16 protein-coding genes and 1 pseudogene are annotated in these 13,852 nt (G+C 58.7%); 6 read left to right on the top strand and 11 right to left on the bottom strand.

Translation table 11 applies throughout. From position 1 onward, the window contains the following. Nucleotides 1-99 precede the first annotated feature (99 nt). Together QM996_RS30550 and QM996_RS30545 are read left to right on the top strand one after the other, a co-directional pair. Nucleotides 100-1,299, top strand: a complete 1,200-nt coding sequence (locus tag QM996_RS30550; RefSeq protein ID WP_058328756.1) for an IS256 family transposase — start codon at nucleotides 100-102, stop codon at nucleotides 1,297-1,299. Nucleotides 1,300-1,431: 132 nt separating this feature from the next. Beyond that, nucleotides 1,432-1,716, top strand: coding sequence for a mechanosensitive ion channel family protein (locus QM996_RS30545; RefSeq protein WP_334197535.1), 285 nt, complete (start codon nucleotides 1,432-1,434; stop codon nucleotides 1,714-1,716). A gap of 473 nt (nucleotides 1,717-2,189) precedes the next feature. Here the strand turns inward: QM996_RS30545 and QM996_RS30540 are convergent, their stop codons facing one another. Genes QM996_RS30540 through QM996_RS30495 form a run of 10 tightly spaced genes read right to left on the bottom strand, consistent with a single transcriptional unit; the run spans nucleotide 2,190 to nucleotide 9,561 of the window. Then, entirely contained in the window at nucleotides 2,190-3,227 is a 1,038-nt protein-coding gene (locus QM996_RS30540) for a Gfo/Idh/MocA family protein (protein WP_334197534.1), read from the bottom strand. Then, entirely contained in the window at nucleotides 3,211-3,684 is a 474-nt protein-coding gene (aroQ, locus tag QM996_RS30535; protein ID WP_334197533.1) for a type II 3-dehydroquinate dehydratase, read from the bottom strand. Before aroQ ends, QM996_RS30540 begins: the two co-directional genes overlap by 17 nt. A gap of 33 nt (nucleotides 3,685-3,717) precedes the next feature. After that, a complete protein-coding gene (locus QM996_RS30530) occupies nucleotides 3,718-4,086 on the bottom strand; it encodes a 5-carboxymethyl-2-hydroxymuconate Delta-isomerase (protein ID WP_334197532.1) in 369 nt (122 codons plus the stop codon). A 14-nt stretch (nucleotides 4,087-4,100) separates the two neighbouring features. Continuing rightward, nucleotides 4,101-4,961: a shikimate dehydrogenase gene (locus QM996_RS30525; protein WP_334197531.1), complete on the bottom strand. Its 861-nt coding sequence runs from the start codon at nucleotides 4,959-4,961 to the stop codon at nucleotides 4,101-4,103. A gap of 18 nt (nucleotides 4,962-4,979) precedes the next feature. Then, a complete protein-coding gene (locus QM996_RS30520) occupies nucleotides 4,980-5,753 on the bottom strand; it encodes an amino acid ABC transporter ATP-binding protein (protein ID WP_334197530.1) in 774 nt (257 codons plus the stop codon). Between the two features lie 7 nt (nucleotides 5,754-5,760). Next, the gene (locus QM996_RS30515) at nucleotides 5,761-6,585 is read right to left on the bottom strand and encodes a transporter substrate-binding domain-containing protein (RefSeq protein WP_334197529.1); all 825 of its coding nucleotides are present in this window, start codon (nucleotides 6,583-6,585) and stop codon (nucleotides 5,761-5,763) included. A gap of 42 nt (nucleotides 6,586-6,627) precedes the next feature. Continuing rightward, nucleotides 6,628-7,278, bottom strand: coding sequence for an amino acid ABC transporter permease (locus QM996_RS30510; protein WP_026622290.1), 651 nt, complete (start codon nucleotides 7,276-7,278; stop codon nucleotides 6,628-6,630). A 9-nt stretch (nucleotides 7,279-7,287) separates the two neighbouring features. Continuing rightward, nucleotides 7,288-7,956 (bottom strand): amino acid ABC transporter permease, encoded by a 669-nt coding sequence (locus QM996_RS30505; RefSeq protein ID WP_334197528.1) that lies wholly within the window; start codon nucleotides 7,954-7,956, stop codon nucleotides 7,288-7,290. A 46-nt stretch (nucleotides 7,957-8,002) separates the two neighbouring features. After that, the gene (locus QM996_RS30500) at nucleotides 8,003-8,824 is read right to left on the bottom strand and encodes a sugar phosphate isomerase/epimerase family protein (protein ID WP_334197527.1); all 822 of its coding nucleotides are present in this window, start codon (nucleotides 8,822-8,824) and stop codon (nucleotides 8,003-8,005) included. Beyond that, complete coding sequence (locus QM996_RS30495; protein ID WP_334197526.1) at nucleotides 8,824-9,561, bottom strand: GntR family transcriptional regulator; 738 nt, start codon at nucleotides 9,559-9,561, stop codon at nucleotides 8,824-8,826. Before QM996_RS30495 ends, QM996_RS30500 begins: the two co-directional genes overlap by 1 nt. Before the next feature lie 252 nt (nucleotides 9,562-9,813). Between QM996_RS30495 and QM996_RS30490 the strand changes: the two genes are divergently transcribed. From QM996_RS30490 to QM996_RS30475, 4 genes are read left to right on the top strand one after another with little or no spacing between them, the layout of a single operon-like run. Then, nucleotides 9,814-10,707 (top strand): intradiol ring-cleavage dioxygenase, encoded by an 894-nt coding sequence (locus QM996_RS30490; RefSeq protein ID WP_334197525.1) that lies wholly within the window; start codon nucleotides 9,814-9,816, stop codon nucleotides 10,705-10,707. 24 nt (nucleotides 10,708-10,731) lie between these two features. Continuing rightward, nucleotides 10,732-11,514: a 2-oxo-hept-4-ene-1,7-dioate hydratase gene (hpaH, locus tag QM996_RS30485; protein ID WP_334197524.1), complete on the top strand. Its 783-nt coding sequence runs from the start codon at nucleotides 10,732-10,734 to the stop codon at nucleotides 11,512-11,514. 8 nt (nucleotides 11,515-11,522) lie between these two features. Beyond that, on the top strand, nucleotides 11,523-12,314 hold the full coding sequence (gene hpaI, locus QM996_RS30480; RefSeq protein ID WP_334197523.1) for a 4-hydroxy-2-oxoheptanedioate aldolase: 792 nt from the start codon (nucleotides 11,523-11,525) through the stop codon (nucleotides 12,312-12,314). Then, nucleotides 12,301-12,975: a transporter substrate-binding domain-containing protein gene (locus tag QM996_RS30475; RefSeq protein WP_334197522.1), complete on the top strand. Its 675-nt coding sequence runs from the start codon at nucleotides 12,301-12,303 to the stop codon at nucleotides 12,973-12,975. Before hpaI ends, QM996_RS30475 begins: the two co-directional genes overlap by 14 nt. Before the next feature lie 143 nt (nucleotides 12,976-13,118). On the opposite strand, the pseudogene QM996_RS30470 reads toward QM996_RS30475, so the two are convergent. Beyond that, nucleotides 13,119-13,488, bottom strand: a pseudogene (locus QM996_RS30470) (OB-fold nucleic acid binding domain-containing protein); the annotation flags it as partial. Nucleotides 13,489-13,852: the final 364 nt, after the last annotated feature.

Here is a 13,852-nt window from a genome sequence, read left to right as displayed (position 1 = left end):
CAAATGGCGCTGTAGCGAGTGAGGGGCTGTGCGGGCGGCCATCAGTGTTTTCCGCTAGGGTCGGGTTGTTCAAGACACAACCTGACGGAAAGATCACTGATGACCACTGACATGATGAACGTGCGCTCGCTCGTTGAGAAGAGCGCTGATGCCGATTTGTTGCGCGAGATGATCGGCTTTGCCGCTGAACGGCTGATGGAGCTGGAGGTCGGCTCAGTTACGGGTGCAGGGTTCGGGGAGAAGAACCCGATGCGGCTTGCACAGCGCAACGGCTACCGTGACCGCGATTGGGAGACGCGAGCTGGCACGGTCGAGCTTCGCATTCCGAAGCTGCGCAAGGGCAGCTACTTTCCGACCTTCCTCGAACCGCGCCGCATGGCAGAGAAGGCTCTGACGGCTGTTATCCAGGAGGCGTATATCCAAGGAATATCGACGCGGTCGGTCGATGATCTGGTCAAAGCGATGGGGATGAGCGGCATCTCCAAAAGCCAGGTGTCGCGGCTGTGCGAGGAGATCGACGTCAAGGTGAAGGCGTTCCTTGACCGCCCCATTGAAGGCGAATGGCCCTATGTTTGGGTCGATGCGACCTACCTCAAGGTCCGGCGTGGCGGCCGGATCGTCTCGGTCGCCGTCATCATTGCGGTCGGGGTCAACAGCGACGGTCGGCGCGAAGTCCTGGGTATGGAAGTCGGCACATCGGAAGCTGAGCCAATCTGGACGGAGTTTTTGCGTCGGCTGACACGGCGAGGTCTACGCGGGGTGAAGCTGGTTGTCTCCGATGCGCATGAGGGCATCAAAGCTGCCGTTTCCAAGGTTCTCAACGCCACATGGCAGCGGTGCCGCGTTCACTTCATGAGGAATGCGCTGGCACATGCCGGAAAGAGCGGGAGGCGAGTTGTTTCCGCCTTCATCGCTACAGCCTTTGCCCAGGAGACGCCGGAGGCGGCCAGCGCTCAATGGCGCAGCGTCGCCGACCAGATCAGACCAAAAGTGCCGAAGCTCGCCATGATCATGGATGACGCTGAAGACGATGTGCTCGCCTACATGACCTTTCCGAAAGAGCACCGGGCGAAGTTGCACTCGACGAATCCGATTGAGCGTCTCAACGGCGAAATCAAACGCCGCACCGAGGTCGTCGGCATCTTTCCCAACGATGAAGCCATAGTCCGTCTCGTCGGCGCATTGCTCATGGAGGCGAACGATGAGTGGACCGTCCAGCGAGGCAGATACCTGACCCTTGAGACCATGGCTCAAATGAGCGATGATCCCCAAATCAGCTTGCCCGCTGTGGCCCGCTGATAATCGCTCCGACCTGGGGCGGAAAGCACGGCAATCAGCCGCCAGCTACACCACCTACGTGGACACGATCCGGTTACCTATGACACGGATCTTGAAAAGGCGCGAAATCTGATCAACCGGATCGGTCAGCAAATGACGGAGGACCCCGAGCTCGCGCCGATGATCATCGAGCCTCTGAAGATGAATGCTGTTGGTGAATTCGGAACTTACGGCATTCAACTCAAACTCAAAACGACGACGAAACCAGGGGCCCAAAGCACGGTGCGCAGGCGGGCCTATCCGCTCATTAAAAGAGCGTTCGACGAAAACGGAATCGAATTCGCGCATCCAACTGTGAAGGTCTCTGAAGGTGATCCCAAGGCAAAAGCTGCTGGTCTCCAACAAGTGCTGAACGCCAATCCGGAGCAATCCAGCTAAGCACAGCTATAACTTTGGCGAACACCTTTCTTTCTGCCAGTTCTTGGGAAGCGAGCAAGTCATTCAGGGCCATCTTCACAGCGAACTGGAGTTGATCCCGAAAATCGATAGAACTGCATAGCTGCCTGCCTCAGAACGGCCGCCCTCCTGCCGATACATCATGCGATCTTTTTGCCCCAGAACGTGAACATCCTCGCAATAAGCCGCGCACGGGACTCGTGAAGAACGGCACGGTTCGACTTCTTGCGGACATCCGGCTCCAAGTACCGAATGGCAAAAAGGACGGCAGGGCGGACGTTGATTCTGCCTTAAGTCGCTGCTGAAACAGGTGCGTTTCGATGGCAGCGAAGACAGAGCGGCGACGATTTCCTCCGCCAGAAGCGCGATGCCTAACGCCGGTGTCGAGCCGGCGTTCTCATCGCATCGGATGCAAGGAGACGCGAAGAGCGAGCAGGCGGTTACATTACTCGGCGTCAGCTCAACTCAATACGTTCTCCCGTTGCCGCCGAGCGCTTTACCGCATCGATTACCCTCAAGGTTTCGAGCCCCTCACGCCCGCTGACAAGCGGCGGTTCGTTTCCGCGGATCACCTTGCAGAATTGCCTGATCTGCAGAACGAGCGGGTCCTCGTCGTCGACCTCGATACGCGTTTGGTCAAATGGTTCCCACCAACTCCGTTTACCAGGATTGCGCCAGACCTCGAGCGACGGAACAGCCAACGACCCGTGCGTTCCTCCGATCATGTAACAGGATTGCTCGGTTTTGGGGTAAGCCGGATTCTCTCCGCTTGTCATCTCCCAGCTCCACGGTGCGACCACCGCGTCCGAGACTGTCGCAGTTCCCAAAGCTCCGTTCTTGAACTCGATCAGGATCACCGCCGTTTCCTCAACTGCGTTGCCGCGCACCGCGCTGGACTCGCGTGCCTGAACCGCAGACACGTCGCCGAAAAGGTAGCGCAGATTATCGACATCGTGGATGAGATTGAGGAAAACCGGCCCCGCACCGCGCTCACGACGCCACGAGATGTCGAAGTAATCGTCGGGCTTGAACAGCCAGAACATCGCATTGACAACAAGAACGCGGCCGAGCTTCCCGCTTTCGATGAATTCCTTTGCCTTCTGCATCACCGGATTGTGTCGGCGGTGATGGCCGGTCAAAAGAGGAACACCTTTTGCCTCGGCCGCTGCGATCAGTTTTTCCCCGGATATAATGTCGTCGGCGATAGGCTTCTCGATGAGTGCGGGAACGCCGGATTCAACGGCTTCCAACCCGTTCTGGACGTGAGCCTGGTTTGGCGTAGCCACGATGACCCCGTCAGGTCGGTCTGCGGCAATCATGTCCGCGAAGCTTGGAAACCACCTCACGCCGGCTTCCTTCGCAATCGTCTCGCCAACCGATGTGGGATCGACCACGGCGCTGAGTTGCGCCGAGGGCTCGGCCAGGACGTGCTGGATATGGCGCTTACCGATGAGGCCTGCCCCAACGACGGCCAGCTTAACCCGCTCGGTCATGGTCACCTCTGCCCTTGTTCGCCGCCTTGATCATTGTCGCCGCGCGCCGGATACCAAGCTGGTATCCTTCTGTTCCAAGGCCGCAGATCACGCCGTCCGCGCGGTGCGAAACGAACGAATGGTGTCGGAAGCTTTCGCGCTTGTGCACATTCGAGATGTGGACCTCGATCACAGGCCCTTCAAATGTGTTCAGAGCGTCGAGGATGGCGAGTGAGGTATGGGTGAAGGCCGCCGGATTAATGACGATGCCCGCACCGTCCTCGCGCGCCTCATGAATCCAATCGATGATCTCGTATTCCCGGTTGCTCTGATGAAAGCGGAGCTCATGGCCGAGTTCGGCTGCCAGTTTGCGGCAGTCCGCTTCTACGTCTGCGAGCGTCTCATGCCCGTAGATGTGCGGCTGGCGTTTGCCAAGCAGGTTGAGGTTTGGTCCATTGAGAACGTAGATCAGGCTCATAGCATAGTGTCCTTCTTGAGTAGGTCGTTCTGGTCAGGCGAACGCGATTGCTTGAACGGCAAAATCAGGGTCCGACTCGTAGAGATCTGCGCGCAAGCCGAGCCTTCCCGCTTCGAGAGCAGGCGCGGCGATCGCCCGTGCGGCCTCGAGAACGGCAGTGAGAAGCTTCTGCTTGGTCTCTGCAGTACGACCCGGTGCCATCCGCACGATGATTTGGATGAAATGATTATCGACATGCTCGTCGCCGACGCACGAGTATGTCGCCTCCCGCGCAAGCGTGCGCACGGCGGAAGGTTTCACCAGGCCGCCATCGCGAACGCAGCGATGCACGGTCAGCGTCAGCCGGTCCATGGCCACACGCTCGCCTGCGCCCCGGCTATAATCGATGATGATATGCGGCATCTGGGATCTCTCCATCAAGCCGACAGGCGGCACAAGTCCATAAAGTGACGGGACATGCGCTCTGCGTCGGGTGCTATCCCGGTGAACAATTCAAAAGCCGCCGCTGCCTGGTAGACGGTCATGCCGCCGCCACGAAGGGTCCGGCAGCCTTTTCTTTCGGCGAGAGCAAGAAGCTCTGTGACGAGCGGCATATAGACGATGTCGGCGACCCAATGCCGTGGCAGAAGCCATTCCGGGTCGATCGGCAAACCAGGATGGCTTTTCATACCCGTCGGCGTCGCGTGGATAAGCCCATCGGCGGAACGCAGGGCGCCGCCGACATCCGTCGTGGCACGAGCGCAATCCCTTGAGAACCGATCGTTCAACTGCCCAACCAAGGCTTCTGCCCGTTTCGAATCCTGGTCAAAGACCGATAGTCTCTCAATACCGAGCTTGATTGCGGCATGCGCCACGGCGACACCGGCGCCGCCGGCGCCAAGCAGGACGGCATGCGACTTCGCGACGTCCGGAAGGCCGCGCTGGAAATTCTCATAGAAACCGTACCAATCAGTGTTGTGGCCGATCCTCTCGCCGTTGCGAAAAACCACGGTGTTGACCGCACCGAGCATCTGCGCATCCTCGGAAAGGCGATTGAGGTGGGCGATCACCGTCTGCTTGCACGGATGTGTAATGTTGCTCCCGGCAAAACCGCGCCGCTCTTCCTCGTCGAGGAGGTCCGGCAGCGCCGAGGCGGGAAGGCCTCGTTCGGCCAAGTCAAGAAGCTCGTAACGGTAATCGAGGCCCTGGTGTCGAGCCTCCGCTTCGTGGAGGGCCGGGGACTTTGAGATCTGGATGTCGGCACCGATCAGTCCCACGAGGAATTTCTTGTCGTGCATTGGCATCGCTTTCGAACGTCAGTGGTGGGCCAAGATTTCGCCGAGGAAGGTTTTCGTGCGTTGGTGCTTGGGGGACTTGAAGAAGACCTCCGGTTCGGCCTCTTCGACGATTTCTCCGGAGGCCATGAAGATGACGCGATCAGCGACCTGGCGGGCAAACCCCATTTCGTGCGTGACACAGATCATCGTCATGCCGTCACGGGCGAGCCCGATCATGGTGTCGAGCACCTCCTTCACCATTTCAGGATCGAGGGCAGAGGTCGGTTCGTCGAAGAGCATGACCTTCGGCTCCATGCAGAGCGCGCGAGCGATGGCAACGCGTTGCTGTTGCCCGCCGGATAGCTGCGCAGGAAACTTTTCCGCCTGGTCAAGGATTCGAACCCGCTCGAGATATTTTCGAGCCAGTCGCTCTGCGTCGGTGCGGCTTGTGCCTCGAACACGCATCGGGGCGAGTGTACAGTTCTGAAGTACGGTCATGTGGGGGAAGAGATTGAAGCTCTGGAAGACCATTCCCACTTCGCGACGTATCGCATCGACGGATTTGGTGCTTCCGTCCAGTACCTGACCCTCGACGACGATCTTACCTTCCTCGATCGTTTCGAGGGCATTGATGCAGCGGATTAACGTTGATTTCCCGGAGCCTGACGGCCCGCAGAGGACGATTTTTTCGCCTTTGCGGACCGACAGACTGATGGATTTCAAGGCATGGAAAGCGCCGTACCACTTCTGCACGTCCTCAAGGGAAATCAGCGTCGGTTGATCGTTTGCGGAATTGAGCACGGAACCCTCCATTTGGGCTTTAGTTGACGCTGAACGGGATGTTCGGAATGGATTCCGGGAACTGCGGCAGATCGATCGCCATCCACTTCTTCGTGATGGCGGCAAGCTCACCGTTGGACTTGATCTTGTCGATGAAGGCGTTGACGGCTTCGTTCCAGTCCTTCTCGCCGAGACGAGTCCCGACGCCGTTGTAGGTCGTCAGAAAGTCGATCTTGCGCTCATAGGTGCCGGCACTCGCGGCATCCAGACGCTGCCCATAGAACTGGTTGCCGCCAACTGCCTTTACCTGTCCCGAGATCAGGGCCTGGATGGTTGCGGCGTCGTCATCAAAGCGGCGAACCGTTGCGGTGGATCCGACGGCGTCGGTTACTGCCTTATCCTGCGAACTTGACTTCGGAACGCCGATCTCCCATCCCGCAACGTCTTCAGGCTTCCTAACCGTGTCGGACTTTGCGGCATAAAGCGAAATCGTGTTGGCGGCGTAGGGCTTGCTGTATTGAATTGATTTCGCGCGCTCTTCCGTCATCGCCATCGTTGCGAACAGGATGTCGACTTTGCCGGTCGTAAGCGCCGGAATTCGGTTGGCAACGGCGAGCGGCTGGAATTGAACCTTCACGCCCAATTCCTTGGCAAAAAGGTTGGCGACGTCAGCGTCGAAGCCGTCCTGCACGCCGCTTGTGTTGACGAACCCCCATGGCGCATTGTCGCCCTGGATGCCGACCACAAGCGTGCCCTTTGCCTTGATTTCCTCCACACTTGCCGCAGAGGCGGTGGCAGCGCCAACGGTTGCGAAGGCAACGGTTGCCAGTGCAAGTCCGAGAAAACTCCTACGACTGTTATGCATGCTTGTTCTCCTCCTCAAGAGTTTTTGCTTCGAGCGAAGCGGTTAGCGGGCAGCTTTCGCCATCCGTTTTTCGAGACCACTTCCGGCATGGGAGAGCGGCCAGCAAATGATGAAGTAGATTGCGCCGACGATCCCGAAGACGAGCAGCGGACGATAGGTCTGGTTTGAAATGATCTGGCCGGCGCGAGTAAGTTCAATGAAGCCGACGATTGCTGCCAGCGACGTGCCTTTGATGAGCTGGACGAGGAAGCCGATCGTGGCCGGCATCGATATTTTCAGAGCCTGCGGCAGGATGACGTCCTTCATCCGCGAGACATAATGCAGACCGAGGGCGTTGGCGGCTTCCGTCTGGCCCTTCGGTACAGCCTCGATGGAGCCGCGCCAGATCTCGCCCAGGAAAGCACTGGCATGGAGCGTGAAGGCGATTGCGACCGCGATCCACGCATTGACCTCGATGCCCAACAGTGCAACACCGTAATAGACAACGAAGAGCTGCATCAGAAGGGGCGTGCCCTGGAAGACGCCGATATAGCCTGCGGTGATCGTCCGGGCGACTTTCGTCTTCGAGGTGCGCAGCAGCGCGATCAGGATTCCGAATATCCCCCCACCGATGAAACCAACGATCGCGAGCAGCACGGTCCACTTCAAACCCTGCATCAAAAAGAAGAATTCATTTTCGCCGATGGGCCCCATGGCTGCCTCCTATCGCGTCGGGTAGTTGAAGTAGTGACGAGAAATGAGGGCAAAGAGGCCCATCATCAGCGTCGAGATAACCAGGTAGATAGCGGTCACCGTGAAATAGACTTCGAAGCTGCGGAAGGTGTCAGACTCAATGCGCTGAGCGGCCGAGGTCAGTTCGTAGGCGGCGATTGACGTGCAGACAGACGTTGTCAGTGTCAGCATGATGAACTGGCTTGTGAGCGAGGGATAAATCGCCCGCAGCGCCGGCTTGAGCACAATGAGCCGGAAGACGTCCGCCTTGTGCAGACCAAGTGCGAAACCTGCTTCGATCTGGCCGCGCGACACGCTTTCGACCCCGCCTCGGATGATCTCGATTGCGTACGCCCCACCGTTGATACCGAGGGCAATGATCGCCGTGACGGTCGGATTCAGGCGGATGCCCATGAGGGGAAGGGCAAAATATATGAAGAAGATCTGCACCAGAAATGGCGTATTACGCACGACCTCGACGAAGACGATGACGGGGATGCGCGTGATCTCGCTCTTGGAAGTCCTTGCAACAACGCCCAGGATTCCGATGACGAGTGCGAGGAGCATCCCAGCCAACGCAAGGCCAAGCGTTCCAAGCGAACCCCATAGCAATTCCGGGGCGCGGCCGAGGACCGCACCGAAATCAAACGTATAAGTCATGTAAGACTTCCTCCCTCCGACCGGCGTGCGCCGCGTCGGCGCCGGATCAATGGTCCGGTTTCAAAATCCCCAGTGCGCTGTCATGCAGATGTTTTAGATGCGCCTCCGGGTCCACCGGCCCGACGAGTGGCACTTCAACCGAGATAGCAGCCCCGTATTCGGTTGCCGCCCAGAGGTCCTTCAATGGCAATTCGCCTTCTCCAGGAGCGAGCCTGCCGCTTCTCGCCTCGGCGATCATTGCGTCCGATGTTTTGGGAGCAGGCCCGCGGACGTCGCAAAGCTGGACGTGTTTCACCTTCCCTGCATTTGCGCGAAGCGCGTCGATCGAGGCTCCGTTTCGGAAGAAGTGAATCCCGTCAACAAGGACACCGGCGTTCTCCGCTCCGCAGGAATTCACGAGCGCTACGCTGTCGCGAAAGGTTCTTACCGTCCGCCAGCCCATGTTTTCGATGTCGACTGACATGCCATATCGCGCCGCGAGGGCGCAAAACTCAAAAAAATTCGTGGCAAGACGGCCGCCGTCTCGATCATCGCCGCAAACACTCAGCCGGCGCGCCCCAATGTTCGCAGCGGCTGCCACGGTCGCCTCGTGGCGGTCCGCAGCGAAGTTCTCGTCGATCACGAAGAACTCGATATCGAACACCTTGATGCCTTCGCTATCGGCAATCGTCTTGAACTCCTGGGCGCTGTGACTGCCTACCGGCAACTCGTAGAAAGGGGCTCCGGGAAAGGCAGGGTGCAGGCGCAGACCTATCGACGCAAAACCCGCCCGAGCAGCCATCACGGCGAATTCCATGGGCGGCAGCGCGATGGATGAAAAATGCGCCACGCCCAGTTCAAGGCTCGGTGCTCGCGTCGCGACGGTCATCACAAGATCCCCTTTGTCGCGAGGTGATTGCGCAGATTGGTTCCCGTGCGGTGGATATGCTGACGCAACATATCGCACGAATAGTCCAGATCCCGCGCGACGGCTCCCTGAGCAATCTCACTGTGCTCCTGGCTGACGTTGCGGTCACCCGACGTGCGGGTCAGAAACACCCGACGATAACGATCGTTGAGATTAAGGAGCAATCTGCAGAAATGGAGCAGGATCGGCTTCCCGCAGCCAGCTATGAGTGTCAGATGAAATTCGCGGTGGAGCTCTTCCCAGCGCTCCAGTGTCTCTGGCCGATCCGCGTCACGCTCGGTGCGGTTTAGGCGATGCAGCGCGCGCATGACGTTGCCCTCCCACTCCACATCGCCGAGCCGCATGGACTCGCGAAGCGCAAAGACTTCAAACTCTTCGCGCAGGGTGGTGACTTCTTCCAGATTGGCCAGGGAAATTGATGAAACGCGGTAGCCGCGATTATCCTCGAACTCCACTAGGCCGTCCGATATCAGCCGCGCCAACCCTTCACGAAGCGGACTGAGGCTCACGTTGAACGTCTTGCGCGCCTTGTCGAGGTTGATCTTACTGCCGGCCTGAAGCTCGCCGGAGATGATCGCCTCACGAAGTCGGGATGCAAGCTGGCTCCCGATTGTGTTTTTGCCGTCGTCGAGAAAGCCAGAAGACGATGGAGCATCCTCCGTCGTCGGAGCAAGAGCGCCGTCGTCATTCGATACCATTGTTCCTCCCAAGGCCCCTTAACTAATTGTCGATGATCGATACAATAAACGATTATTGATGTCAACTTTGCGCGCGCTGAATTCTGCAAAATGTAAAGCCTCTGCCTCCTTTGTGCGCTTTTATGTAATGAAATCAATGAATGTCAGTTCACTGCTCTGCTTCTCTCGGCTTTTTGCCGTCGCACGAATGTCCAGCGGACTTGACAGATAATCGATTATTTGGATAGTCGGGGAAATCGGGAGGTAGCCCACATGGTGATCAAAACTGAAAGCGATCTGACGCCAGCCGTCCTCGCTGTGATGAATCGCACTGAAGACCCCCGCCTGCGAGAAATCCTCGTGGCGATGGTCAAGCATCTTCATGCCTTCGTGCGCGAGGTTCGACTGACGGAGGTCGAGTTTCGGGAGGCCACAGCCACGCTGAATGAGATCGGGAAGCTGCATACTGATCACCACAACGAGTTTGTGCTGATGGCCGGTTCTCTTGGCGTGTCTTCACTTGTCTGTCTGCTGAACAACGGCGACAGAGGACAGACTGAGACCTCCCAGTCGCTGTTGGGTCCATTCTGGCGCCTCAACTCTCCGCGAGTCGAAAATGGCGGGTCGATCATCCGATCCGAGACGCCGGGCACTCCCTTGTTCGTGCATGCCAGAGTCGTTGACCGCGACGGTAAGCCAATTGCCGGCGCCGAAGTGGATGTGTGGCATGCATCTCCCGTCGGCCTTTATGAAAACCAAGACCCGGACCAGGCCGAGATGAACTTGCGCGGCAAATTCATGACCGACGAGCAAGGTCGGTTCTGGTTCAGGACCGTCAAGATGGTCGGGTATCCGATACCGGTCGATGGCGTGGTCGGACGCCTGCTCAAAGCTCAGGGACGCCATCCGTACCGACCAGCGCACCTGCACGCACTGATATTCAAGCATGGATACAAGACGTTGATTTCCCAGGTCTTCGACCCCAGCGACCCGAACATCGACTCCGATGTTCAGTTCGGTGTCACCGCAGCCCTGACCGGCGACTTCATTCGTCATGAGGAGCCCCATCCTACCGAAGCGGATATTCCCGGTCCGTGGTTCTCGCTCGACTACACCTATGTCATGGAGCCCGGCGAAGCCGTTTTGCCGCGTCCCCCAATCAGATAAATCACGATCAGCAGAGCAAACGATATGATCACCGAAGAAGAACGCCGGGCCGCGGCAGACGCGCTGCTCAAAGCTGAAATCGAGCGCAAGCCGATCGTACAGCCTAGTAAGACCTACCCGAACCTCGAACTCGAGGACGCCTACCGAATTCAGGCTTTGTGGGCGGAAGCGAGGGTAGCCAAGGGCGCACGGATCGTCGGGCATAAGATTGGCCTGACGTCACGCGCAATGCAGATGGCTTCGAAGATGACGGAGCCGGACTACGGCTGCATTCTTGACGATGCGCTTTACAATGACGGAGCGCAGATCAGGGCTGACTTGTTTATCAAGCCGCGCCTCGAGGTCGAACTGGCCTTTGTTATGGGTGAGGATCTCGTCGGCCCCGGCACCAGAATCTATGACGTCATGCGTGCGACCGAGTTCGTTGTCCCGGCGCTCGAGATTATCGACTACCGGACCGAAGTCCCGCGAGCGATCACCGACACCATTGCGGACAACGCCGCTTTCGGCGCCCTCGTCGTTGGCGGCCGTATCATTCGCCCTATGGACATCGATATCCGTTGGGTCGGAGCGACTCTTTCCAAGAACGGCATCATCGAGGAGTCGGGCGTGTCGGCGGCGATCATGGGACACCCGGCAGCCGGGATCGCGTGGCTGGTCAACAAACTTCATGCTGTGGGCGGAGGCCTGAAGAAGGGACAAATAGTCCTGGCCGGCTCCTTCACGCGTCCTGTCGATATCGCGAAGGGTGATGTCATTCAGGCCGACTATGGCCCCGTTGGCTCCATCGGCGTGTCGTTCGTGTGAGGTGCCAGATGGAACATCCTGTCAATCGGTTCAAGCAGAAGCTTCTTTCTGGTCAAAGTCAGATCGGCCTGTGGTGTGGCTTGCCGGGAAACTACGCCGCGGAAATCGTCGCGCCTTCAGGTTTCGATTGGCTCCTGTTCGATACGGAGCATTCTCCCGGTGACGTTCTGACCGTCCTGCCACAATTGCAGGCGGTCGCACCATACGACGTCTCCCCAGTCGTCCGCCCGGCCATCAACGACCCGGTTCTCATCAAGCGTTTCCTGGATATTGGCGTCCAGACGCTGCTCATTCCCTACGTTCAGAACGCGGAAGAGGCGGAAGCGGCAGTCGCGGCGGTGCGATATCCTCCGGAGGGAATTCGTGGCGTTTCTGCCCTCACGCGCGCCACTCGTTTCGGCCGAGTTGCGAACTATGCGCAAAATGCGGAACGGGAAATTTGCCTATTGCTGCAAGTTGAGACGCGGGAAGCTCTTGGCAACCTGGAGTCGATTGCGTCGGTAGAGGGAGTGGACGGCGTATTCGTAGGTCCGGCAGACCTGGCAGCAAGTTTCGGACACAGGGGCCAACCGAGCCACCCGGAGGTGACCGATGCAATTGTCGACGCGATTGAACGCCTGAAAGCGTTGGGCAAGCCTGCGGGCATCCTTACCCCGGATGAGAAGTTCGCGGCACGGTGCATCTCGCTGGGAACACTATTTACTGCCGTTGGTGTCGATGTCGCTGTTCTGGCAAGGGGATCGGAAGCACTCGCGGCACGATTTGCATCGCAAGGGGCGTACCGCGATGCCGCAACGTGATGAACTCCTCGCTGAAATCGCACCGACGGGAGTGATCAGAGCGGCGGTCAACATGTCGAATGCCGCACTTGTCCAACTCGATCCGGTGACAGGCTCTCTGAGAGGGCCGAGCGCGCAGATCGCGATCGAACTTGCGGCAGAACTCGACTGCGGTTTGTCGCTGGTTCAATACGGATCGGCCGCTGACATTCTTGCGGCTGCCGAAGGCAGCGAGTGGGACGTTGCGTTCATTGCTTCCGATCCATCACGTGCCGACAGGTTCTCCTTCTCGCCCCCCTATACCACGGTGACCGCCAGCTTTCTGGTGTCAGACAGTAGCCCGCTAGGCCGCGCGGAACATGTTGACGTCGAAGGAGTACGCATTGCCGCCGCCAGAACCGCTGCGTATACAAAACAGCTTGAGCGACAGGTTAGAAATGCAATTGTCCTCCATACCGAAAATCCCGCCGCCGCCCTGGACATGCTTGTATCCTCCCGGTGCGATGCGGCCGCGGGCTTGACCGAGTCCCTGTCACGTTTCTGCGAAGAGAATCCAGGTTTCCGCGTTGTTGAGGGGACATTCTCGAAAGTGCCTCAGGCGATCGCTGTGCATCGGAGGTGTGTTCACGCTTCAACCTTCCTGTCGGAATTCATCCAACAGCATTGCAGTGCGGATAAGTGAACCCATGGCCTCGCGTGACGCAGAAGCGTACGGCATCGGCAAGACTGTTACAGTGCCAGTTTGAGCGGCTGTTCATGGAAGGGCGAAGATGTCAGCTGACTTCGTCTACAGGAAGTTTCGATCAACCGGGCACGCGGCATTGCTCACCGAAAATCCCGTGTCTTCACCTTGATCGCATCGAGGTGCAAATAGGGGATCGACGATGTCGCGCGGCCGCGGACCCTTTGGCAGCCCGCGCGGATCGGGCGCCGGCGCCCCATGGGGAAACTCGTCGCTGCGCCCGTGTGGCAGTGGGAAACTGGCATCGCGGTCACTGACGATGGCAAGCTCGCCTGACAGATCGGTGAGCCGATGGGCAACCAGGTGGACCACCTCGCCTTCCCGCTGGATCCGGCCATTGATCCCGAGCATGCCGGCACCCAAAACGACGCGGCGGTACTTCTCGAAGGTCTTTGCCCGGAGGATGAGATTGGCGATGCCGGTCTCGTGCTCGATGGTAATGAACATGACGCCGCCGCCGCGTCAGCATTCGCAAGTCCTTTGACCATGCGATGACCGAGGCGAACGGCAAATCGGCTCTCGTTCAGCCGACTGGTATTGACGCAGATGCCCGCGCAAAAAAGAGTGCCGCAGCGGCACCGTGGATGGCGCCGGTGCCGCCGACGGCGACTTCATGAAGCGCGCCGAGTGCGAGCCCTCCGCCGGGCAAGCGCCTGTCGAATTCGGCAACGCAAAATGGCAGGACCTGACGCCCCCGGCTGCTTGTGCCTTCGAGACGCCGGATACGATCGCAAAGTTCTGAGACGACGGTATTGTCGACCGGACGGGGCATTTTGGAAGGATCAAACTCCCTGGGCTATGCATTAGTGCTTCCTGT

Origin of the sequence: Sinorhizobium chiapasense (genome assembly GCF_045277575.1) — a bacterium.
Classification (GTDB): domain Bacteria; phylum Pseudomonadota; class Alphaproteobacteria; order Rhizobiales; family Rhizobiaceae; genus Ensifer; species Ensifer chiapasense_A.
Note: the sequence above shows the minus strand (reverse complement) of the source record. Positions and strands in the feature narration are given on the sequence as shown.